The 22,351-nt window shown below is 66.9% G+C and carries 24 protein-coding genes and 1 other RNA gene; 16 read left to right on the top strand and 9 right to left on the bottom strand.

Annotated features, from left to right (window positions below; translation table 11 throughout):
• Window positions 1-116: 116 nt before the first annotated feature.
• From recG to XARJCFBP2528_RS11435, 6 genes are all read right to left on the bottom strand, one after another.
• Window positions 117-2,261 (bottom strand): ATP-dependent DNA helicase RecG, encoded by a 2,145-nt coding sequence (recG, locus tag XARJCFBP2528_RS11460; protein WP_047124721.1) that lies wholly within the window; start codon window positions 2,259-2,261, stop codon window positions 117-119.
• A 29-nt stretch (window positions 2,262-2,290) separates the two neighbouring features.
• A complete protein-coding gene (locus XARJCFBP2528_RS11455; RefSeq protein ID WP_024938123.1) occupies window positions 2,291-2,671 on the bottom strand; it encodes a RidA family protein in 381 nt (126 codons plus the stop codon).
• A gap of 271 nt (window positions 2,672-2,942) precedes the next feature.
• Window positions 2,943-5,114, bottom strand: a complete 2,172-nt coding sequence (locus tag XARJCFBP2528_RS11450; protein WP_039525675.1) for a RelA/SpoT family protein — start codon at window positions 5,112-5,114, stop codon at window positions 2,943-2,945.
• Between the two features lie 127 nt (window positions 5,115-5,241).
• Window positions 5,242-5,541: a DNA-directed RNA polymerase subunit omega gene (rpoZ, locus tag XARJCFBP2528_RS11445; protein ID WP_002812428.1), complete on the bottom strand. Its 300-nt coding sequence runs from the start codon at window positions 5,539-5,541 to the stop codon at window positions 5,242-5,244.
• A 127-nt stretch (window positions 5,542-5,668) separates the two neighbouring features.
• Window positions 5,669-6,280, bottom strand: coding sequence for a guanylate kinase (gene gmk / locus XARJCFBP2528_RS11440; protein ID WP_039525672.1), 612 nt, complete (start codon window positions 6,278-6,280; stop codon window positions 5,669-5,671).
• Between the two features lie 151 nt (window positions 6,281-6,431).
• Entirely contained in the window at window positions 6,432-7,292 is an 861-nt protein-coding gene (locus tag XARJCFBP2528_RS11435) for a YicC/YloC family endoribonuclease (RefSeq protein ID WP_047124720.1), read from the bottom strand.
• Window positions 7,293-7,401: 109 nt separating this feature from the next.
• On the opposite strand from XARJCFBP2528_RS11435, the gene rph reads away from it, so the two are divergent.
• The 8 genes from rph (at window position 7,402) to pepQ (ending at window position 14,671) form a co-directional block, all read left to right on the top strand.
• A complete protein-coding gene (gene rph, locus XARJCFBP2528_RS11430; protein ID WP_039519212.1) occupies window positions 7,402-8,127 on the top strand; it encodes a ribonuclease PH in 726 nt (241 codons plus the stop codon).
• Window positions 8,124-8,516: a VOC family protein gene (locus tag XARJCFBP2528_RS11425; protein ID WP_016903569.1), complete on the top strand. Its 393-nt coding sequence runs from the start codon at window positions 8,124-8,126 to the stop codon at window positions 8,514-8,516. Before rph ends, XARJCFBP2528_RS11425 begins: the two co-directional genes overlap by 4 nt.
• A complete protein-coding gene (gene rdgB, locus XARJCFBP2528_RS11420; RefSeq protein ID WP_016903568.1) occupies window positions 8,513-9,112 on the top strand; it encodes an RdgB/HAM1 family non-canonical purine NTP pyrophosphatase in 600 nt (199 codons plus the stop codon). The genes XARJCFBP2528_RS11425 and rdgB overlap by 4 nt, the downstream gene beginning before the upstream one ends.
• A gap of 16 nt (window positions 9,113-9,128) precedes the next feature.
• Window positions 9,129-10,286: a radical SAM family heme chaperone HemW gene (gene hemW, locus XARJCFBP2528_RS11415; protein WP_016903567.1), complete on the top strand. Its 1,158-nt coding sequence runs from the start codon at window positions 9,129-9,131 to the stop codon at window positions 10,284-10,286.
• A 222-nt stretch (window positions 10,287-10,508) separates the two neighbouring features.
• A complete protein-coding gene (locus XARJCFBP2528_RS24445) occupies window positions 10,509-11,423 on the top strand; it encodes a DUF1631 family protein (RefSeq protein WP_425511765.1) in 915 nt (304 codons plus the stop codon).
• Window positions 11,389-12,933 (top strand): DUF1631 family protein, encoded by a 1,545-nt coding sequence (locus XARJCFBP2528_RS24440; protein ID WP_425511764.1) that lies wholly within the window; start codon window positions 11,389-11,391, stop codon window positions 12,931-12,933. The genes XARJCFBP2528_RS24445 and XARJCFBP2528_RS24440 overlap by 35 nt, the downstream gene beginning before the upstream one ends.
• Window positions 12,930-13,277 carry a PilZ domain-containing protein gene (locus tag XARJCFBP2528_RS11405; RefSeq protein WP_024938115.1) on the top strand — a complete coding sequence of 116 codons (348 nt, stop codon included), beginning with the start codon at window positions 12,930-12,932 and terminating at the stop codon, window positions 13,275-13,277. The genes XARJCFBP2528_RS24440 and XARJCFBP2528_RS11405 overlap by 4 nt, the downstream gene beginning before the upstream one ends.
• Before the next feature lie 65 nt (window positions 13,278-13,342).
• Window positions 13,343-14,671: a Xaa-Pro dipeptidase gene (gene pepQ / locus XARJCFBP2528_RS11400; RefSeq protein ID WP_047124719.1), complete on the top strand. Its 1,329-nt coding sequence runs from the start codon at window positions 13,343-13,345 to the stop codon at window positions 14,669-14,671.
• 786 nt (window positions 14,672-15,457) lie between these two features.
• Here the strand turns inward: pepQ and XARJCFBP2528_RS11395 are convergent.
• Entirely contained in the window at window positions 15,458-16,798 is a 1,341-nt protein-coding gene (locus XARJCFBP2528_RS11395) for an aminopeptidase P N-terminal domain-containing protein (RefSeq protein ID WP_047124718.1), read from the bottom strand.
• Between the two features lie 13 nt (window positions 16,799-16,811).
• Window positions 16,812-17,354 carry a YecA/YgfB family protein gene (locus XARJCFBP2528_RS11390; RefSeq protein ID WP_016903562.1) on the bottom strand — a complete coding sequence of 181 codons (543 nt, stop codon included), beginning with the start codon at window positions 17,352-17,354 and terminating at the stop codon, window positions 16,812-16,814.
• 236 nt (window positions 17,355-17,590) lie between these two features.
• Here XARJCFBP2528_RS11390 and XARJCFBP2528_RS11385 point away from each other — a divergent pair, with 236 nt between their 5' ends.
• From XARJCFBP2528_RS11385 to XARJCFBP2528_RS11355, 8 genes are all read left to right on the top strand, one after another.
• On the top strand, window positions 17,591-17,812 hold the full coding sequence (locus XARJCFBP2528_RS11385; RefSeq protein WP_024938110.1) for a TIGR02449 family protein: 222 nt from the start codon (window positions 17,591-17,593) through the stop codon (window positions 17,810-17,812).
• Complete coding sequence (locus XARJCFBP2528_RS11380; RefSeq protein WP_016903560.1) at window positions 17,809-18,108, top strand: cell division protein ZapA; 300 nt, start codon at window positions 17,809-17,811, stop codon at window positions 18,106-18,108. Before XARJCFBP2528_RS11385 ends, XARJCFBP2528_RS11380 begins: the two co-directional genes overlap by 4 nt.
• A gap of 96 nt (window positions 18,109-18,204) precedes the next feature.
• A non-coding RNA gene (gene ssrS / locus XARJCFBP2528_RS22450) (6S RNA) lies at window positions 18,205-18,389 on the top strand.
• 257 nt (window positions 18,390-18,646) lie between these two features.
• Window positions 18,647-19,237, top strand: coding sequence for a 5-formyltetrahydrofolate cyclo-ligase (locus XARJCFBP2528_RS11375; RefSeq protein ID WP_016903559.1), 591 nt, complete (start codon window positions 18,647-18,649; stop codon window positions 19,235-19,237).
• Window positions 19,234-19,704: an EVE domain-containing protein gene (locus tag XARJCFBP2528_RS11370; RefSeq protein ID WP_016903558.1), complete on the top strand. Its 471-nt coding sequence runs from the start codon at window positions 19,234-19,236 to the stop codon at window positions 19,702-19,704. The genes XARJCFBP2528_RS11375 and XARJCFBP2528_RS11370 overlap by 4 nt, the downstream gene beginning before the upstream one ends.
• Window positions 19,705-19,809: 105 nt before the next feature.
• Complete coding sequence (rpiA, locus tag XARJCFBP2528_RS11365; RefSeq protein ID WP_016903557.1) at window positions 19,810-20,457, top strand: ribose-5-phosphate isomerase RpiA; 648 nt, start codon at window positions 19,810-19,812, stop codon at window positions 20,455-20,457.
• A gap of 163 nt (window positions 20,458-20,620) precedes the next feature.
• Window positions 20,621-21,070, top strand: a complete 450-nt coding sequence (locus tag XARJCFBP2528_RS11360) for a DUF192 domain-containing protein (protein ID WP_047124828.1) — start codon at window positions 20,621-20,623, stop codon at window positions 21,068-21,070.
• 40 nt (window positions 21,071-21,110) lie between these two features.
• Window positions 21,111-21,992, top strand: a complete 882-nt coding sequence (locus XARJCFBP2528_RS11355; RefSeq protein WP_024938107.1) for a SirB1 family protein — start codon at window positions 21,111-21,113, stop codon at window positions 21,990-21,992.
• Between the two features lie 98 nt (window positions 21,993-22,090).
• Here XARJCFBP2528_RS11355 and XARJCFBP2528_RS11350 read toward each other — a convergent pair whose 3' ends face one another.
• Window positions 22,091-22,330, bottom strand: coding sequence for a rubredoxin (locus XARJCFBP2528_RS11350; RefSeq protein WP_047124717.1), 240 nt, complete (start codon window positions 22,328-22,330; stop codon window positions 22,091-22,093).
• Window positions 22,331-22,351: the final 21 nt, after the last annotated feature.

Genomic DNA, 22,351 nt, shown 5'->3' with positions numbered 1-22,351 from the left:
TGGTCATTCGGGATTCGTTGCCGCATCTTCGCAAGGATCGGCCGGTCACGCGAACCTACAGGCCGCAGCAGCCAGCTCTGACCAATCCCCAATCCCGAATCCCCAATCCCCGCCACTCAAGCAGCGGCATAACGCACCGCGCTGCCGATCCAGCGCGCGACCACGCGGTCGGCAATGTCCGGCGCTTCGGCCAGCAACCGCTCGGCGAGCACCTGCACGCGCGGCAGCAGCCCGGCATCGCGGGTGAGATCGGCGATGCGGAAACTGGCCAGGCCGGTCTGCCGCGTGCCCAGCAATTCGCCAGGACCGCGCAGCTCCAGATCCTTTTCTGCGATCACGAAGCCATCGTTGGTCTGGCGCATGGTTTCCAGGCGTTGCCGCGCCATCATCGATAGCGGGGCCTGATACAGCAGCACGCAGCTGGATGCGGCCGCGCCGCGACCGACCCGGCCGCGCAACTGATGCAACTGCGCCAGACCCAGGCGCTCGGCATTCTCGATGATCATCAGCGAGGCATTGGGCACGTCCACGCCCACCTCGATCACCGTGGTGGCGACCAGCAGATCGGTAAGGCCCTGCTTGAAATCCAGCATGGCCTTCTGTTTTTCGGCCGCTTTCATGCGCCCGTGCACCAGCGCCACGCGCACGCCGGGCAATTGCGCGGACAGCGCTTCGAAGGTGGCCTCCGCCGCCTGGGCCTCGATCCTCGGCGGGCCACTGGGCGCGCCCTTGCCGGGCTCCTCGCTTTCTTCGATCAAGGTACAGACCCAGTACGCCTGGCGCCCTTCGGCGCAGGCGGCGCGGATGCGCTCGACCAGGTCCGGCCGACGCTCGGCGCTGAGCACGATGGTCTGCACCGGCGTGCGCCCGGGCGGCAGCTCGTCGATGGCCGAGACATCCAGATCCGCATAGGTGGACATCGCCAGGGTGCGCGGGATCGGCGTGGCGGTCATCACCAACTGATGCGGCACGCTGCCGGCGGCCGCCCCCTTGTCGCGCAAGGCCAGGCGCTGATGCACGCCGAAGCGGTGCTGCTCGTCGATGATGGCCAGCGCCAGATCGCGAAAGACCACCGCGTCCTGCATCAAGGCGTGCGTGCCGACCACCACCTGCGCCTGGCCGGAGGCCACCTCGGCCATTGCCGCGGCGCGCGCCTTGCCGGTGACCTTGCCGGCCAGCCAGACGATGCGCACGCCCAGCGGTTCCAGCCAGCCACGTAGATTGGTCAGGTGCTGCTCGGCCAGCAGCTCGGTCGGCGCGGCCAGTGCGACCTGCTTGCCCTGCTCCACCGCCAGCATCGCGGCCAATGCGGCGACCACGGTCTTGCCGCTGCCGACATCGCCCTGCACCAACCGCAGCATCGGCGACGGTTTTGCCAGGTCGCGGGCAATCTGGGCGAACACGCGCTGCTGCGCACCGGTAAGCTGGAACGGCAATGCCGCACGCAGCTGCTGCACCAGGGTGCCGTTGCCAGGCAGCAGCGGTGCGCGGAAGCGCTGCAAGGCGATGCGCTGGCGACGCAGGCTGAGCTGATGCGCCAATAGTTCTTCGATCGCCAGGCGTTGCTGGGCCGGATGCCCGCCTGCGAGCAGTTGCTGCGGGTCGGTGTTCACCGGCGGGCGATGCATGGTCAGCAGCGCGCTGCGCAGCGACGGCAGTTGTGCGTCCTGCAGCCAGTGCGGCGGCAGCAGTTCCAGCGCGGCCTCGGCCGGCAAGCGCTCCAGCGCCTGGCCGATGAGTTTGCGCAACGTGGCCGGGCCCACGCCTTCCAGCACCGGATAGACCGGATCCAGGCTGTCGCCCAGCCCGGCATCCTCGCCCGGTGCCAGCACGCGGTAACTGGGGTGCACGATTTCCCAGCCGTTCTGTCCCGGCTTGGGCGTGCCGAACACCCGCAGCCGCGTGCCCGGTGCGAACTGCGCGACCTGGGCGGCGCGGAAATGGAAGAAGCGCAGCACCACGCTGCCATGCGACTCGTCCGAGACCGCCACCCGCAACACCGGCCGGTAACGGAAGCCGCGCTCCACCGCATCCACACGCCCTTCGATCTGCGCCGGCACGCCGCTCTGCAACTGTGCGATCGTGGTCAGCCGGGTGCGGTCTTCGTAGCGCAACGGCAGATGCAGCCACAGATCCTGCAGCGTCAAGATGCCGCGCGCAGCGAATTTCTCGGCCACCTTGGGGCCGACGCCGGGCAGGCTGGCAAGCGAGGCCTGGCCTGCGACGGCCAGGCGCGGGGTGACGGTCGCGGCACGCGGCACGGCAGGGCGCTCGGGTCAGCCGAGCTGGATCAGTCGAGCACCATCACCGCATCGACCTCGAAGCCAGCCCCCTTGGGCAGGCCGGAGACCTCGATGGTCGAACGCGCCGGGAACGGCGCCTGGAAATACTCTTGCATCACTGCATTGACGGCGGCGAACTGGCCGAGATCGGTGAGGTACAGGCCCAGCCGCACGATCTTGTCGAGCGAGCCACCGGCGGCTTCGGCCACCGCCTTGAGGTTGTCGAACGCGCGGCGTGCCTGCACGCCGACATCGCCCGGCACGATCTCGCCGGTGGCCGGATCCAGCGGGATCTGCCCGGAGAAATACACCGTGTTGCCGGCACGCACGGCCTGCGAATACGGGCCAATGGCGGCGGGCGCCTGGTCGGTATGGATGATCTGGGACATGGAAGCTCCACTGCAAAGATGTGTACTGCAGTTTAGGCGTTTGTGCGGATTTGCTCGACTGTTGCGCACGATCTTGTTGCGACGGTTCTTGCCACGATCGCCAGGCACCGTGCCGGCGTACAGGACAGATCGCGCTGCAAGGGCGGCGTGGAGCCTGACCGAGCACGCGGCGGCAGCCACTACCTGCCGCCGCGGCAGGCCCGAGACACGGCGTCGGCGCATCAGTGCAGGCTGTTGCGCGGGCGGCCTCAGCGCGCCGCCACCCGGGCCGCTACTGCCGCCCTACGCTCTGCACCACATGCAGGCGCCGCAGCCGGCGCATCACTTCGGCCAGATGGCGGCGGTCGCGGACCTGGATGTTGAAGCGCAGCACCGCCGCGTTGAAATCGCGGTCCAGGTAATCCACGCGTTCGATATTGGACTGGCTCTGCGCAATCGCCGCAGCCAGCTGGGCCAGCACGCCGGTGCGGTTTTCCACCTCGACCACCAATGCGGTGTCGTAATCGCCGGTCACCCCCGAGTCCCAGTCGATCGGCACCCAGCGTTCGGGCGATTTACGCAGCTCGGCCAGGTTGGGGCAGTCCAGACGGTGCACCACGATACCCTTGCCGGCGGTGTGGTAACCCATGATTTCGTCGCCGGGAATCGGCTGGCAACAATTGGCGAAGCTGATCACGCCGCGCTCGCTGCCGTCGATCAGGATCTTTTCGTGCGAATGCTTGGAGTGGCCGCCACCGCGCAATTCGGCGTAGGCCATCAGCGCCTGCGCGGCCTGGGTCGGCATCCAGTTGCCCAGCGCCACGTCGGCCAGCAAGGCTTCCAGGCGTGGATAGCGATGCTCGGTGAGGAAGGCGTCCAGGCGGCCCTTGGGCAACCGCTCCAGCGAGCTGTCCATCGCTTCCAGCGCGCGATCGAGCATGCGGTGGCCGAGCTGCACGGCGTCCTCGTGTTCGAGCTGCTTGAGCTGGTGGCGAATCGCGGTACGCGCCTTGCTGCTGACCACGAACTCCAGCCACTGCGGCTTGGGCGTGGCCGAGCGCGCGGTGATGATTTCCACCGCCTGGCCGCTGGCCAGCTTGGTGCGCAGCGGCACCAGTTTCTTGTCCACCCGCGAGGCGACCGCGCGGTTGCCCACGTCGGTGTGCACCGCGTAGGCAAAGTCCAGCGCGGTGGAGTTGCGCGGCAGCGCCAGGATCTTGCCCTTGGGCGTGAACAGATAGACCTCGTCCGGGAACAGGTCGACCTTGACGTTGTCCAGGAACTCCAGCGACGAACCGGCCGCACGCTGCGAATCGATCAGCTCCACGATCCAGTCGTGCGCGCGGCTCTGCGCGCTGTTGGGCGAGGCCGAGCCGACCTTGTAGGTCCAATGCGCGGCCACGCCGCGTTCGGCGATCAGGTCCATCTCCTCGGTGCGGATCTGCACTTCGATCGGCGAGCCGTACGGGCCGAACAACACGGTGTGCAGCGACTGATAGCCGTTGGCCTTGGGGATGGCGATGAAATCGCGGAAACGCCCGTCCAGCGGCTTGAAGGTGGCATGCACCGCACCCAGCGCGTGGTAGCAATCGGCCACCGAACGCACCACCAGGCGGAAGCCGAACACATCCATCACCTGGTCGAAGGACTTGTTCTCTTCGTGCATCTTGGAATAGATGCTCCAGGGCGTCTTGATGCGGCTGACCAGGCGATGCTCCAGCCCTTCCTTGGCCAGCCGCTGCGACAGCTGCACTTCCACCTGCGCCATCGATTCGCGCCGCACCACCGGCTGGCTGCGGATATGTTTTTCGATGATGGCGTGACGCCACGGATACAGCGCGCGGAAGCCCAGGTTCTGCAGCTCGGACTTGATCAGGCTCATGCCCAGGCGCTGGGCGATCGGCGCATAGATTTCCAGCGTTTCGCGCGCGATGCGGCTGCGCGCCTCGCTGCTCTGCGCGCCCAGCGTGCGCATGTTGTGCAGGCGGTCGGCCAGCTTGATCATGATCACGCGCAGGTCGCGCGACATCGCCAGCAGCATCTTGCGGAAGCTCTCCGCCGCCGCTTCCTGGCGGTCGCGGAACTTGAGCTTGTCCAGCTTGGTGACGCCATCGACCAGCTCGGCCACCGCTTCACCGAATTCCGACGCCAGCTCTTCGCGGGTCAGCGGGGTGTCTTCGATGGTGTCGTGCAGGATCGCGGCGATCAGCGATTCCATGTCCAGGCCGAGCTCGGCGAGCACGCCGGCCACCGCAACCGGATGGGTGATGTACGGCTCGCCCGACTTGCGGGTCTGGCCGGCATGCGCGCTGGCGCCCACTTCCCAGGCACGGCGCAGGATCGGCAGCTGCTCCTTGGGAAGGTAGCTGGCCGCGCGTTCGAGGTGCAGGACGTAGTCGGGGATGGCCTGGTCGGAAGACGGAGACGTCACGACGGTCGCCTGGGCAGTGGGGCCTGGGTTCATGCCGGAAGACTATGCCAGCAACGCAGTCACGGCAAACGTTTGCACACTGCAGGCGACAACGCGGGCCCGAAACGAAAACAGCCCGCACATGGCGGGCTGTTCAGATCGATCGCAGCGATGCGAACAATCAATCGTCGTTCTTGGACATGTCTTCGTCGGCAACGACTTCGGCAGCGGCCCATTCCAGCGCCTCGCGTTCGGCGCGCTCGCGCTCGGCCTTCTCGACTTCGTCGATCAGCGCGTTGTCGATCCGGCGTGCGGCGATCTCGCGCAGTGCCATCACGGTGGGCTTGTCGCTGGCGTCGGCATTTTCGATCAACGGCTGCACGCCGTTGGCGAGCTGACGGGCGCGCTTGGACGCCATCATGACCAGCTCGAAACGGTTGTTCACGACTTCCAGGCAATCTTCTACGGTAATGCGGGCCATGCGGGCTCCCGGCGACCAGCAACGGCCGCGCATCGAATGAGGGAAAGGGGGCGGAGTGTACGCCCGGGCCGCCGTCACGGCAACCTGGGCCTGTTCAGTTTCCTTTGGAATCAGGGGTTTGAGCCGCTCAGTCCAGCAAGGCCCGGATCAACTCCGCATGCCGCTGCTGTTGCGCCTGCCGGCGCAGCCGGCTGGCGGTGAAGATCGCGCACATCTCCGAGACAGCGGTGTCGAAGGTCTCGTTGATGATGACGTAATCGAACTCCTCGAAATGCAGCATCTCTTCGCGGGCGGCAGCCAGACGCTGCGCCATCACGTCCTCGCTGTCCTGGCCGCGCTTGCGCATGCGCTCGTCGAGCGCCTGGCGCGACGGCGGCAGGATGAACACGCTGACCGCGTCGGGCACCTTCTGGCGCACCTGGCGCGCGCCCTGCCAGTCGATCTCCAGCAGCACGTCGTGACCGGCGGCCAGCTGCGGCTCCACCGACTGCCGCGCGGTGCCCTTCCAGTCGCCATGCACCAGCGCGTATTCGAAGAAGTCACCGGCTTCGATCATGCCCTGGAACTCATCGGCGGAGACGAAATGGTAGTGCTCGGCATGCCGTTCGCCCGGCCGCGGCGCGCGCGAGGTGAACGAGATCGACAAGGCGATCTTGGGATCACGCGCCAGGGTGGCGTTGACGATGCTGCTCTTGCCGGCACCGGAAGGGGCCGCAACGATATAGAGGGTGCCGCGCATAGGGTCAGGGATTCGGGCTTGGGGAGTCGGGATTCGCGAACGGGCTGCGGACCGGTACCACCGGGGTCGATATGCTACCGGTATTGGCCGCGCCCCGCTGAAACCCGGGATGGCCGCCGACCAATCCCGAATGCCCAATCACCACTCCCGGCTATTCGATGTTCTGCACCTGCTCGCGGATCTGGTCGATCAGCACCTTCAGATCCACCGCGGCGTTGGAGGTGCGGCTGTCCACCGACTTGGAGCCGAGCGTATTGGCTTCGCGGTTGAATTCCTGCAGCAGGAAGTCCAGGCGGCGGCCGACCGGCTCGCGCTGCCTGAGCACGCGGCGGATCTCGGCGATGTGGCTGGACAGGCGGTCGAGCTCTTCGTCCACGTCCAGCTTCTGCAGCCACAGCACCAGTTCCTGTTCGGCGCGACCCGGGTCCACCGGATGCGGCAGATCGGCCAGACGGGCGGCCAGCTTGGCACGCTGCCCTTCGCGGATGACGGGAATCAGCGTGCGCACCTCGGCGGCAATGCGTTCGATCGCATCGACCCGCTCGCTGATCGCATCGGCCAGCTTGCCGCCTTCGCGCTCGCGCGCGGCGACGAAACTGTCCACCACCTCGTCCAGCAATGCCAGGGCCTGCGCCTGCAATGCAGGTGCGTCCACGTCCTGCACCTGCAGCACGCCGGGCAGCTGCAGCAGATCGGTGAAGCCGACCTGCAGCTTGGGGAACATGCCGTCAAGGCGCGTGGCCAGTACGCCCAGTTCCTGCAGCAGCGATTCGTTCACGGCCAGGGTCTGCGCGTTGTCCGGCGCACGCAGGCGCAGCGCCAGATCCAGCTTGCCGCGGCTGTTTTTCGCCGCCACCCGCTCGCGCAGCAGCGGCTCCAGCGCACGCAGTTCTTCGGGCAGGCGCACGCCCACTTCCAGAAACCGATGGTTGACCGAGCGCAGCTCGCAGCCGAGCGTGCCCCAGGGCGTGATGCGTTCGCCACCAGCAAACGCGGTCATGCTTCGAATCATCGTCAGTCCCGTGCCTTCAAAGCGCGAATGGTACCCTAGCGGCCCGCGCTGGCTGACCGCCCCGCCACGCGCCGACCCAGACCCACCTCCCGACTTCCGGACTCATCGCATGACCTTTTCCCGTCCCAGCGGCCGCACGGCCGACCAGCTGCGCCCGGTGCGCATCGAACGCGCCTTCACCCGTCACGCCGAAGGCTCGGTGCTGGTCAGCTTCGGCGACACCCGCGTGCTGTGCACCGCCAGCGTGGAAAACCGCGTCCCCGGATTCCTGCGCGGCAAAGGCGAAGGCTGGGTGACCGCCGAATACGGCATGCTGCCGCGCTCCACCCACACCCGTTCCGATCGCGAGGCCGCACGCGGCAAGCAGGGCGGACGCACGCTGGAAATCCAGCGCCTGATCGGCCGCGCACTGCGCGCCTGCGTGGATCGCAATGCCCTGGGCGAACGCACCATCACCCTGGACTGCGACGTGCTGCAGGCCGATGGCGGCACCCGCACCGCCGCGATCACCGGCGCCTACGTGGCGCTGGCCGATGCGGTGAACCTGCTGCTCAAGCGTGGCGACATCAAGAAGCACCCGCTGATCGGCGCCGTGGCTGCGGTGTCGGTGGGCATCTATCGCGGCGAGCCGGTGCTGGATCTGGACTACCCCGAAGACAGCGACTGCGACACCGACATGAATGTGGTGATGAATGACGGCGGCGGCTTCATCGAGCTGCAGGGCACCGCCGAAGGCCACGCCTTCCGCCGCGACGAACTCAACGCATTGCTCGCACTCGCCGAACGAGGCATGAGCGAACTGTTCGCCCTGCAACGCGCTGCACTGGCCGGATGAGCCGGCGCATCGCCCTGACCACCCTGCTGGTCGCCGATTACGACGCGGCGATCGCCTGGTACACCGGCGCGCTGGGCTTCCAGGTGCTGGAGGATCGCGCACTTGGCGACGGCAAGCGCTGGGTGGTGATCGGCCCGGGCAGCGCGCAGGACGCCGGCTTGCTGCTCGCGCAGCCGGCCGACGCCGCCCAGCGCGCACGCATCGGCGACCAGACCGGTGGGCGGGTGGATCATTTTCTCTACACCGACGACTTCTGGCGCGACCACGCGGCGATGCAGGCGTTCGGGGTGGAATTCCTGGAAACCCCGCGCGAGGAACCGTACGGCACGGTCGTGGTGTTCCGCGATCTGTACGGCACCAAGTGGGACCTGCTGGAGCCCAAGCAATGAAACAACTGGTCCTGGCCAGCGGCAACGCCGGCAAGCTGGAAGAACTGCGCGCCATGCTCGCCGACCTGCCGCTGCGCATCGTGGCGCAAGGCGAGCTCGGCGTGGACGATGTGCCGGAAACCGGCCTGACCTTCGTCGAGAACGCCTTGATCAAGGCACGCCATGCCAGCGCGGTCACCGGCCTGCCGGCACTGGCCGACGACTCCGGCCTGATCGTCGATGCGCTCGGCGGCGCACCCGGCCTGTATAGCGCCCGCTATGCAGGCAGCCCGACCGATGCGCAGGCCAACAACGCCAAGCTGCTCGACGCCATGCGCGCCGTGCCGGCCGAACGCCGCAGCGCGCGGTTTTACGCGGTGATCGTGCTGCTGCGTCACCCGGAAGATCCGCAACCGCTGATCGCCGAAGGCAGCTGGGAAGGGGTGATCACCACCGAACCGCGCGGCACGGGCGGCTTCGGCTACAACCCGGTGTTCCTGGATCCGGTGCATGGTCTGACCGCTGCGGAGATGGATACCGCGTTGAAGAACCGGCTGAGCCACCGTGCGGTGGCGCTGGCCACGCTGCAGCACAAGCTGCACGCCCTGTCGCTGTGAACCATGGCCTGACGCAGTGCCCGACCTGATTCCACCGCCGCTGTCGCTTTACGTGCACCTGCCCTGGTGCGTGCGCAAATGCCCGTACTGCGATTTCAACTCGCATGCGGCCAAGGGCGTGCTGCCGTTCGAGGACTACGTGGATGCGTTGATCCGCGACCTGGATGCGGACCTGCCGCTGGTGTGGGGGCGCGTGGTGCATTCGGTGTTCTTCGGCGGCGGCACGCCGAGCCTGTTTCCGCCACAGGCGATCGACCGGTTTCTGCAGGCGGCGGCCGCCCGGCTGCGCTTTGCACCGAATCTGGAGATCACCCTGGAAACCAATCCAGGCACCGCCGAACATGGCCGCTTCGACGGCTATCGCGCCGCCGGGGTGAACCGCCTGAGCTTCGGCGTGCAGACCTTCGACGATGTGGCGCTGCAACGGCTGGGTCGCATCCACGACAGTGCCGAGGCCGAGCATGCGATCAAGCTGGCGCAGGATGCCGGCTACGACAATTTCAATATCGACCTGATGTACGCGCTGCCCGAGCAGACCCTGGCACAGGCCGAACGCGATCTCGAACGCGCCTTCGCGCTGCAGCCCACCCACATGTCGCATTACCAGCTCACGCTGGAGCCGAACACGGTGTTCTTCGCGCGGCCGCCCAGGGGCATTCCCGACGACGATGCGGCCTGGGACATGCAGGAACATTGCCAGCGCCTGCTGGCCGAGGCCGGCTACGCGCAGTACGAAGTGAGCGCCTACGCCAGGCCCGGGCGGCAATGCGCGCACAACCTCAATTACTGGCGCTTCGGCGATTACCTGGGCATTGGCGCCGGAGCGCACGGCAAGATCAGTTCCGGCGCCGAACAGCATGTGCTGCGACGCTGGAAGCACAAGCACCCGCAGAGTTACCTGGCCAGCGCTGGCAGCGCGGCGTCGATCGGCGGCGACGAGATCGTGCCGCGCGAGCGGCTGCCGTTCGAATACATGCTCAACCTGCTGCGCCTGCACGAGGGCTTCGCCCTGCGCGACTTTGAAGTCTCCACCGGCCTGGCCGCCTCGGTCATCGAGTTGCCCGTGGCGCGCGCGATTGCGCAAGGCTGGATGACCGCGCAGCACGGACGCGTGGTGCCGACCGAGCTGGGCCGCCGCTTCACCAATGACGTGGTCGAGCTGTTTCTGGGCTGATCACGGCGATCTCGCGGCGGCACAGCAAACAGCACGCCACGGCGTGATCGACAGCGCACGCGACAGCACTGGCGCGCAGATCCAGCGATTTTGCGTCACACGCGCCCTCGTATGAGGGTAACGACCGTAGCGGGCAAGCCGCGTCATGCGCCCGCGCGGTCGCTGCCCGGCGGAAAAACATGCTACATAGCTCACGCCTCGCACCGAGCCCGCCTCCCCCGGATGTCCACTCCCGCCTCCTCCCTGCAGCACACGCTCAGCGGCCCGATCGCCGATGCGCCGGTTTCCGCGCGCGGGCGGCGCCTGCTCGCCGCGCTGCACGCGCACTGCGTGCAGGCGCTCAGCGGGCCGCTGCGGCTGACCATCGTCGAGCTGGAACGCGAGCTGCTGCATCAGGCCGAGCATGCACGCAACAGCCAGATCCAGGCCGAAACCTATGCGCAGACGCGCGGCCTGCGCGACCACATCGATCGGTTTCCGCAGGCGTTCCTGCAGCAGCTGGCGCAGGACTTGGCCACGCTGCGCGATCGCCCGTCGCTGATGCCAATAGCCGATGTATCGGCGCATCCGCAGATGCTCACCCTGGTGGAGGACACCGATATCGATCGCGATATCGTGCTCAGCGAGATTGCGCGCCGCGAGACCTCCCGCCGCGCCGATGCGCTGCAATTGCTGGCGCAGCGGGTGGCGGTGATCGGCGCGGTGGCCGAGTTCGAACTGGAGGCAGTGCCGCTGGGCCCGTACGCCCTGTGCCGCGTGCTGCGCCAGTGCGGCGAAACGCTGGGACTGAGCCTGGACGGGCAGCTGACGCTGTACCGCGTGTTCGAGCATCAGGTCATCGAGCGTTTGAACGATCTGTACGAGCGCGCCAACGGCACGCTCGCGCAGGAAGGCATCCTGCCGGGGCTGATCTATCACCCGTACCTGGTCAAGCCCACCCAGGTGCAGACGCGGCGCGCACCGCCTGCAGCAGCCACCGCACCGAAGGATGCTGCGGCCGCCAGCGCGCGCGCTGCCGCCGCGCAACGGGCGGCCTACAACTGGCTGGAGCGGGCAATCGGCACCGACACCGTGGCAGAGCGCCCTGCTGGATCCGCCCGCCATGCCGATGACACTGGCAGGGGCGACCTACGGTGAGCAGGCAGCACCCGCCCTGAGCGATGCAGTGCAGGCGCTCGGCGGCCTGATGTCGTCGGCGCGTCAGGCGCAGGCGGCCGGCACCGCAGGCGCAGCGGCGAATCAAAGTTCTGCAAATCACGGCGCAGCGCCTGCGACCAGCGCGCAGGCAACACCCGAAAAAGCATCTCTCCGGCTCGCCTCCTCGGCCGTACCCAAGGCCGCCGTCAGCGACGCACTGGCCAGCCTGCAGGGCACGCTGGCGGCACAGGCAGCAGCGGCGGCGCAGCCCAGCGGCATCGATGCGGTGCAGCGCCAGCTGCTGGCGTTGTTGCGGGCGCAACACGGCCCCGACGCCGCGCTGTCGCCGCAGGACACCGACACCTTCGATCTGCTCGGCCTGCTCTACGCGCAGATGCAACGCGAAGTGCGCGAGCAGACCCCGGCGCAGGCCCTGCTCGCCAAATTGCAGGTGCCGGTGGTGCGCGCGGCCTTGGCCGATACGCATTTCTTCGTACGCGACCAGCACCCGGTGCGCGAATTGCTCAACACCGTGGCCGAGTCCGGCGCGGTCTGGCTGGGCGACGACGACGTCGACCCGCAGTTGCTGCACAAGCTGGGCAGCGCGGTGGACCGGATCGTCAACGACTACCAAGGCGACGAGGCCGTGTTCGCCGCGGCCAACGCCGATATCCAGGCGCATCTGCGCGCCTTGGCGCGCAAGGCCGACCTCGCCGAGCGCCGCCATGTGGATGCGGCGCGTGGCAAGGAGCGGCTGGAGTCGGCCAAGCAGCAGGCCGAGGCGCGCATCGAGCAGTTGTGCGAGCAGAGCGTTCCGCCGCGCTTCGTGCAGGCGCTGCTGCGTCAGGCATGGTCGGACGTGCTGACGCTGACACTGCTGCGCCAGGGCGAGCAATCGCCCGAATGGGACGAGCGCCAGGCACTGACCGCGCGCATTGCCGAAGTCACCTGCCGCAGCAAGGGGCAACCTGCCGACATCGCTCTCGGCACCGAGATCGAAACCGCGCTGCTGCAGGTCGGCTATCACCACGATGAAGCGGCGGCGATCGCGCGGCGCCTGTCCACGCCCGGCGGCGAGGACGAGATGACCTCGCGCACCGAGCTCGCCACCAAGCTCAAGGCGCGCACGCGGCTGGGCGACCAGGGCGACAGCACACCGCGCAAGGACATCGCCGGCCCGCGTTCGCCGGCCGAAGAGGCCTGCTACACGCAGCTGCGCAGCCTGCCGTTCGGCAGCTGGTTCGAGTTCGTGATCAACCAGCAGGGCGACCTGCGTCGGCAACGGCTGTCCTGGTACAGCCCGATGACCGGCAACGCGCTGTTCGTCAATCAACGTGGGCAAAAGGTCGCCGAGCACTCGCTGGATGGCCTGTCGCGGCTGATGGCCGGCGGCCAGGCGCGCCTGCTGGTCGAAGAGAAATCGCGCCTGATCGACCGTGCCTGGCATGCCACCGTGCGCACGCTGCGCAGCCTGGCCGGCCAGGCGCCCATTGCAGAGGTCAATCCATGATCCAGGACACCCGCCGCGCACCGCGCCGCCAGCCGTCCGACCTGATACCGGTGACCGACATGCTCAGCGAGGCGCAGATCGGCCGGGTCGGCAATGTCTCGGAAACCGGCATGCTGCTGCTGGCCTCGGTTCCGCTGCATGACGACGCCCTGTATCAATTGCGCTTCAGCCTGCCCGAGCGCATCGGCCGTGCCACCGAGATCGATGTCGGCGTGCATCTGTTGTGGACCGAAGCCGCGCACGCACCCGGACAAGCCTGGGCCGGCTTCCGCTTCCTGACCATGTCCGAGCCGCATCGCCAACGCCTGCGCGCCTGGATCGCCGAAGAACACATGCTGGGCTGAAGGACAGCATCACCACGATTACGGCAAAATCGCGACCTGTCTTTGCATTGCCGATCGAGCCCCGCATGCCCCAGCCGTCCTTGAGCCACCTGTATTCCGACCACCTGCGCACGCTGACCGCGCGCGCCGACGAGGCGCTGCAGCGCGGCGGCTTCGACCACCTGGTGGTGCCCAGCGGCAGCCTGCATTACCAGGTGTTCGACGACCGCGACTATCCCTACGCGGTCAATCCGCAGTTCAAGGCCTGGGTGCCGCTGACGCGGGTGCCCAACAGCTGGCTGGTCTACACCCCTGGCAAGCGCCCGACGCTGATCTTCTGCCAGCCGTTCGACTACTGGCATGTGGTGCCCGACGCGCCCAGCGGCTGGTGGGTGGAGCACTGCGACATCCACATCATCCGTACCCCGGACCAGGCCCTGGCGCTGCTGCCCAAGCAGATCGACCGTTGCGCCATCCTGGGCGAGGCGCAGAGCGCGCTCGGTGCGTATGTGCCCAACAATCCGCAGCCGGTGCTCGATTACCTGGAGTACCAGCGCGCGTTCAAGACGCCGTACGAACTGGCGTTGCTGCGCATCGCCCAGCAGTTGGCAGTGCGCGGCCATCGCGCCGCCGAAGCGGCCTTCCGCGCCGGCCAGAGCGAGTTCGGCATCCATATGGCCTACTGCGCCGCCGTCGGTCAGGACGCCAACGAACTGCCCTACGGCAACATCATCGCGCTCAACGAGCACGGCGCGGTGCTGCACTACACCGAACTCGGCCAGCAGCCGCCGCAGCCGCTGCGCAGCTTCCTGATCGATGCCGGTGCTTCGGCCTACGGCTATGCCAGCGACATCACCCGCACCTATGCCGCCGACCCCGGCAGCGAATTCCAGGCCCTGATCGATGCGGTGGATGCCGCACAGGTGCGCATGGGCCAGGGCGTGCGCAGCGGCGTGGATTACAAGCAGTTGCACGTGGATGCGCATCTGGCCCTGATGGGCATCCTCAAGGACTTCGGCATCCTCACCGTGTCGCCGGAAGCTGCGCTCGCCACCGGCGTCAGCGCCGCATTCTTCCCGCACGGGCTGGGCCATCTGATCGGCCTGCAGGTGCACGACGTGGCAGGCTTTGCAGCCAGCGACCGCGGCGGCCGCATCGAACGCCCCGCCGGCCACCCGTATCTGCGCCTGACCCGCGTGCTGGAAGCGGGCATGGTGGTCACCATCGAACCGGGCGTGTACTTCATCGACATGTTGCTGGACGAAGTGAAGCAGAACGGCCACGCCGCCAGCGTCGACTGGGCACGCGTTGCGCAGTTCAAACCCTACGGCGGCATCCGTATCGAAGACGAGGTGGTATGCACCGATGGCGCCCCTGAAAACCTGACCCGCCCGGTGTTTGCCGCCCCCACCTGAATCTTGATGGGAAAGCGACATGGCCGCACCGTCATCGGCACCGGACTCGCACGATTCAGGGACTATCTCGGCACGCCCAATCACTGATCACCGAGTAATTACCTCTCAAGTCCCTGCTCCTCACATTGAATCCGGTCAGCGCCAGGGACCGCGTGGACGGGGAGCCTGCTTTGCACCTGTTCCAGGCTAATTGCCAATGCGCAGCAAATACTTCCTTGCTGCTGATTGTCTTCAACGCGTCGGCGGGGCCGCGCGCATTTGCTAAAATTCTTGTCGTGCCAGCCGCCATGACGGGTGCAACAGCTAGAACCGTGGTCAATAGTAAGGCAGTTGAGCACAGGCCATGGCGCCACGTCAGCGGTTGAATCTTCATGAGCTTCATAGAACGGCTTCCGAGTGAGGACTGAAGGAGATCGGCTAATAAGCAGAAAACAATTTCGCCTAGCGACCTTATTTTCTGCACCAGCGACATTAGCCCCGCACCGGCAGCGCATTCATTGGCTCACTTCGTTTCCTGCCGACGGAATTCGTCGAATCAGTAATGCCCATCACAATTGTGCAGTTAGTCACGCTCCATGCGGGTATTGGCCAAACGCTTCTCAACCGGAGAGCGGCTGAAACCACTGGTTCAATGCGTGGCCTGCGTGGTTGGCAATGCGCGAATCGGATATGCAGATGCCATGTCTGCATCGCCCACACGGCGGGCCGTCGTTAGGCTATTGAATCGCCATGGCTACCGCCGCGATGGCGCCGGTATGCAGTCGCGGATACGCCTGCGGCGTTAGCTCAGACGATTTGAACACCGACGCTCGCCATCTCCGCTTCGATCTCGTCGGCGCTGCGCGCCAAGGCATCGGTCAGCACCCGATGACCCTCGGCGGTGATCAGCACATTGTCTTCGGTGCGGATGCCGATACCGCGCCACCTGGCCTCCACCGTGGTGTCGTCGGCGGAGATGTAGAGCCCCGGCTCGATGGTGAACACCATGCCAGGCTCGAGCAGACGCGAGTCGCCAGCCAACCGGTAGTCGCCCACATCGTGCACATCCAGCCCCAGCCAGTGGCCGGTCTTGTGCCGATAGAAGCGCTTGTAATGGCCGTCGGCGATATTGCGCTCCAGCTTGCCCTTGAGCAGGCCCAACTGCAGCAGCCCCTCGGTCAAGGTCTGCACCGCGGCCAGATGCCCGGCTTCGTAGGGCACGCCGGGGCGCGCCTGCGCCAGCGCGGCAGCCTGCGCAGCGCCGACCAGATCGTGCAGCGCACGCTGCGCCGGGGTGAAACGGCCGTTGACCGGAAAGGTGCGGGTGATATCGGCCGCGTAACCGCGGTACTCGGCGCCGGCATCGATCAGCACCAGCTCGCCATCGCGGCTGCGCGCGTTGTTGGCGCGGTAGTGCAGCACACAGGCATTGCTGCCGGTGCCGACGATGCTGCCGTATGCCGGCCACGCATCGGCGGCGCGGAACGCGCACTCCACCTCGGCCTGCAGTTCGTACTCGTGCACCCCCGGCCGCGCCAGCCGCATGGCGGCGCGATGCGCGCGCACGCTGATGTCGGCGGCCTGCTGCATCAATGCGATCTCGTCGCGCGACTTGAACAGCCGCTGCTCGTGCAGCAGATGCCCGAGCTCGAGGAATTCATGCGGCGGCTGCGCGCCGTGGCGCACCTGCTCGCGCACGCGCTTGAGCCAGCCGATCAGCTTGAGGTCGAAGTCGACATCGCGCCCGAAGTGGTAATAGACGCGGCTGCGCCCTTCCAACAGGCCCGGCAGGATCTCGTCGACATCGTCGATGGGGTACGCATCGTCCATGCCGTAGCGCTCCACCGCGCCTTCCTGGCCCTCGCGCGGGCCATCCCAGGCCTCACGCTCGGCATCGCGCTCGCGGCAGAACAGGATCGCCTCGCCATGCTTGCGGCCCGGCACCAGCACCAGCACCGCTTCCGGCTCGGGGAAACCGCTCAGATACCAGAAATCCGAATCCTGCCGATACGGGTAGTGGGTGTCGTGGCTGCGCACCCGCTCGGGCGCCGCCGGCAGGATCAGGATGGCCTGATCGCCGGCCATCTGCATCAGCTGCTTGCGCCGACGCGCGTACTCGGCCGCGCCGATCCCGGTGAGTTTTTTCATGGCGGTTACGCGGTCAGTTCAGACGTTGGCGGAAGCGCGGCCCCATCACGCAGTCGCCATGCAGCAACAGCACCGCCACGCGCACGAACTCCTCGATCTCCGCCAGGGCGGTGTCGTCTTCGTCGGCTGCATCGAAATCGTCGCTGGACGCCTGCGCCAGCCGCGCCAGGTCTTGCAGCGCCTCTTCGCCCTCTTCGGTCAGTGCCGGGCGCTGCTGCGCCGCCAGGCCGAAGCCGCCCAGAAAGGCGCGACACCAGTCGAACAAGGCATCGGTGCGCGCCGCCAGCGGTGCACCGTCATCGATCAGCAGCAGTTCGAAGGCGAAATCGCGGTCTTCCAGCTGCGCCACCGTGGCCTGACGCATCTGGTCCAGCGCCCCGCCCTGCTTGGGCGCCACCTGCGCGGTGTCGGCCAGAATGCGCGCCAGCCAGTCGCCGCTGTCGGCACCGCCACCGGAGAGCCACCCGCACAGCCCGCCATGCAACTCCGCTGCGGAGGAAGCCAACTCCAACTGGCGACTTTCGTTTTGCACAGCGGTTACATCAGGCAGATCCATCGGGTCATCCAGGCTGGGAACAGGAGGTGCCGGCACATGGGCCGGCGATTTGACTTCCCAGTGTATCAAGGCACCCCGCGTCGGCCGCCAGCGGCGTGTTCCCTACGGGGTCCACGCGCGTGACGCCGGCCGCGCCGGGCGCGGTGCAATCCCTTGTCGGGATTGGCCTGACGGCGGGTAAGCGGGCTGCGATCGGGCGCTTGACCGCCGCGCGCACGCGCCCCTATCGTGAGCGCATGGACAACGCCGCTGCCCTCGCCCAGATCCGCGCACTTGCCGCCCGTGTGGAGGCCCTGGTCGAGCGCAGCCAGCGGTTGACCGACGAGAACCGCAGCCTGCGTCACCAGCAGGAACAGTTGATCGGCGAGCGCGCGCAATTGCTGACCAAAAACGAACAGGCGCGCTCGCGCGTGGAAGCGATGATCGTGCGGTTGAAATCCCTGGAGCAGCACACGTGAGCAACAACGAGCCGGTCAGCGTGCGTATTCTGGATCGTGAATACACCGTTGGCGTCACCGCCGACGAACGCGAGAGCCTCACCGCTGCGGCGCGCCTGCTGGATCTGCGCATGCGCGAGATTCGCGGCAGCAATCGCATGGCAGCGGTGGACCGCGTTGCGGTGCTGGCCGCACTCAACCTGGCGCATGAATTGCAGCAGCTGCGCGATCAGCAAGCGCTGTACGACCGTGAATTGGCCAACACGCTGGACAGCTTGAATCGCCGCCTGGACAGCGTGTCCGACACGCCGCGTTGAGGTGCAGTTCGCACTGTCGTCGCAAATATGAACTTTCAATTGCGCCGGCCGACGAATGGGCTAGCCATCGCGCAGCAGAGGTCTATACTTCACCTGCGTTCTCTGCTGTAAACGACAGCGTGCAAAACATTCGCCTTGTCCCTTAATTACGACCACGGGGGCGCGACGAAGCCGGGAGTGCAAGTCCGCCTTGTAGCGGGAAGCCCGATGGCCTCACAACGTCCCCACTTGAACCCCGGGTTCAAGGTCGTTTCGCCCGCATCGTTCACGGCGGAGAATGCAAATCTGAAACGGCGCCTTCGGGCGCCGTTTCTTTTTTGCATGTCTGAAACGCACGGCACGCGCAGCTCGGCTGCGCCGCTGTTGCAATGACTGCGCCAAGACATGCGTGCGAGCGCCGCAACGTTGCCAGTGCTGCACGCACGCGCTCAGCGACAGACGGGAGACTTGCAGGCACCGCGATCGGTGGGACACACGCAGCTAGGCAGGCGCGTCCACGCCATCGACAATATCCCTCCGCCTATCGCTGCGAGACGCCATGACCGACGACCGAGACGCCTTGCGCCAGCAGTTGCGCGCGCTGCGCCGCAGCCTGCCCGCAGCGCAGCGCCTGGCAGCCGCCGATGCGCTGGCCGAGCGCCTGCTGGCGCTGCCGTTCGCGCCGCAGACCGGTGCGGTGGCCGGGTACTGGGCAATGGATGGCGAAATCGCGCTGCACCGCTGGCAACTGAGCCTGCCGGCCGGCGTGCGCTATTGCCTGCCGGTGCTGGATGGGCGCGTCTTGCGCTTTGCGCCGTGGCGGCCGGGCCAGGGGCTGGTCAGCAACCGCTACGGCATCCCCGAGCCGGACGTGGCACGCACCGAGTTGCTCGCACCCGAGGAGATGGCGCTGGTGGTGACGCCGTTGACCGGCTTCGACGCGCAGTGCCGGCGGCTGGGCATGGGGGGCGGCTGGTATGATCGCAGCTTCGCGTTCCGGTATCGCCAGACGCCGCCGCCCTGGCTGGTCGGCGTCGGCTTCGCCGCGCAGCAGTTGCCCGCCCTGCCCACTGAATCCTGGGACGTGGCGGTGGATGCGATCTGCACCGAACACGCCACCTTCCTGAAAGACGACGCCGTTTCCGTATGACTGCCCGCAAGCGCTACTGGTTGATGAAGTCCGAGCCGGACACGTTTTCCATCGATGATCTGGAACGCGTCGGCACCGAACCGTGGAACGGCGTGCGCAATTACCAGGCACGCAACTTCATGCGCGACGGCATGCATGTCGGCGATGGGGTGTTGTTCTACCACTCCAACTGCAAGGTGCCGGGCATTGTCGGCATCGCCAAGGTCGCCAGCGCCGCATATCCGGACGACACCCAGTTCGATCCCAAATCCGACTACCACGACCCCAAGGCCACCCGCGAAGATCCGCGCTGGATGCTGGTGGACGTGGCCTTCGAGCGCAAGCTCACGCGCACGATCGCACTGGACGAAATCAAGCAGCAGGCCGACGCACTGGGCGAAGGCTTCCCACTGATCGCCCGCGGCAACCGCCTGTCGATCCTGCCGGTGACCGCCGCGCAGTGGAAATTGTTGCTGGCGATGGAGTAGCCGGGAGTAGAGATTCGGGATTTGCGATTTGCAAATCCCGCTCAGCCCAGCCGCTCTTGCGATTCCCCAATCCCGATTCCCGATTCCCCCATCCCGAGCCCCAAAATGTCCGAAGCAAAACGCCTGGCCGCCGAAAAAGCGATCGATTACGTGGAAGACGGCATGATCGTCGGGGTCGGTACCGGTTCGACGGTGGCCTACTTCATCGATGCGTTGGGCCGCATCAGCCACCGCATCAAGGGGGCGGTGTCCAGCTCCGAGCAGAGCAGCGCGCAGCTCAGGCGCCACGGCATCGAGGTGCTGGATCTCAACCACACCGGCAATCTGTCGCTGTATGTGGATGGCGCCGACGAGTGCGACCCGAATCGTTGCCTGATCAAGGGCGGCGGCGCAGCGTTGACGCGCGAGAAGATCATTGCAGAGGCCAGCGAGCGCTTCATCTGCATCGTCGACCCGAGCAAGCAGGTGCCGGTGCTGGGCAAGTTCCCGCTGCCGGTGGAAGTGATTCCGATGGCGCGCAGCCTGGTGGCCCGCCAGATCCTGGCGCTCACAGGCGGTCAGCCGGTATGGCGCGATGGCGTGGTCACCGACAACGGCAACGTGGTGCTGGACGTGCACAACCTGCAGATCACCGACCCGGTGGCGCTGGAGCGCAGCCTGAACCAGATTCCCGGCGTGGTCTGCGTGGGCCTGTTCGCGCGTCGCCCGGCCGATGTGGTGATCGTCGGCGGCGAGCCGCCACGGGTGATCTGAGCGATCGCGTGCAAGCACGCGCACGCGCAGTTGCGGCCCGCGTTGCGAAGCGACAGCGGGCCGGACTCCTGTCACCTGCGATGACGGTACGACGCACCACAGCGGCTTGACGCACGCGGCCGCTTGGCAGATGGTGCGGCATCCCCGCCCGCTGGAATGCCGCATGCGCCGTCTTTGCCTCCTCGCCCTTGCGTCCTTGATCCTGCTCGGCGGCTGCGCCAGCAGCGGCGGTAGCTGGGTGGAACTGGCCGGCACGCGCTACCAGGTGGAGCTGGCGCAGAACGATGCCGACCGCGCCAAAGGCCTGATGTTTCGCGATGCCATGGCGGACGATCACGGCATGCTGTTCGTCCACGACCGCCAGGAACCGCTGGCGTACTGGATGAAGAACACCAAGATCGCGCTGGATATCCTGTATTTCGACGATGAGCGCCGGCTGGTCTCGCAGCAGCGCGACGTGCCGCCGTGTTCGGCCGGCGATGCCTGCCCGCCCTACCCCAGCAAGCGCCCGGCCCGTTACGTGCTGGAACTCAATGCCGGCCAGGCCGCCAAGCTCAACCTGCAGGACGGCGCCAGCCTGACCCTGAGCCCGGATATCCCAAAGCTCAAGTGAATCTCACGCGACAGGCCCTTGCTGTCAGGAAGTACCGGACTTGAACCACGCGCCGCTTGCCGACACTCTTGGCAGCATGGTCGACATGCTCCCACTTCCCCATTGGACTGCGCTCGCCAGCCTGGACGACGACGCAGTGCCGTTGATGTCCACCGCGCTGCTGATCGCGCGCGACGAGTATCCGCAGCTGGACGCCGAGCTGTACGACACGCTGGTGCAAAGCCACGTCGAGCACCTGCGCCGCGAGGTAGAGGCGATCGACCTGTGGCCGCTGAAGATGGCCGCGGTCAATCGCTACCTGTTCGACGAGCTGGGCTATTCGGGCAATCACGACGAGTACTACGACCCGCGCAACAGCTACCTCAACCAGGTCTTCGAACGCCGGCTGGGCAACCCGATCTCGCTGGCGATGGTGCAGATCGAAGTCGCGCGCCGGCTGGGCATTCCGCTGGCGGGCGTGTCGTTTCCCGGGCATTTCCTGGTGCGTTTGCCGGTGGACGACGGCGTGCTGGTCATGGATCCGTTCAACGGGGGCCGTCCGCTGGGCGTGGACGAGCTGCGCGAGCGCGCGCGTCCGCACCTGGGTGGCGAGATCCCCGACGACCGCGCCCTGGCGCAGATCCTCGACCCCGCGCCGCACCGCGCGATCCTGATCCGCATCCTGCGCAATCTGCACGGCGTCTACGCCGATGCCGAGCACTGGGATCGCGCCGCGCGCAGTGCCGACCGCATCCTGAAGCTGGTGCCGGACCAGCCCGAGGCGCTACGCGATCGCGGCATGGCCTATCTGCATCTGGGCCACCGCAACGGCGCACGCCACGATCTGTCGCGCTATCTGCAGCTCAACCCCAGTGCGCAGGATGCGACCAATCTGCATGAGCATCTGGTCGAGCTGAACAGTCAGCGCGCGCGCGCGCACTGAAAACACAGCTTGCCGCGTCGTCATCAGCGCCCGCCCGAATGGAAGCAGGCGATGTTGTGGCGCGCAAAACGCACCAATCCAGCCGAACGGGCAGCGCCTCAGTCGATCTCGACCATCTCGAAATCGTCCTTGGTCACGCCGCAATCGGGGCAGGTCCAGGTGTCGGGAACGTCCTGCCAGGCGGTGCCCGGGGCGATGCCTTCTTCGGGGATGCCGTCGGCCTCGTGGTAGAGAAACCCGCAGACGACGCACATCCAGGTGCGGTAGGTGGTCGTGGATGTCTCGCTCATCGGATAATCGCGGTCACGCAACGGTGGGACTGCATTGTCCCATCCCACCCACCGCTTCCGGAAGCGCTG

Origin of the sequence: Xanthomonas arboricola pv. juglandis (genome assembly GCF_001013475.1) — a bacterium.
GTDB classification, from domain to species: domain Bacteria; phylum Pseudomonadota; class Gammaproteobacteria; order Xanthomonadales; family Xanthomonadaceae; genus Xanthomonas; species Xanthomonas arboricola.
This window is presented reverse-complemented; position numbering and strand designations above follow the sequence as displayed.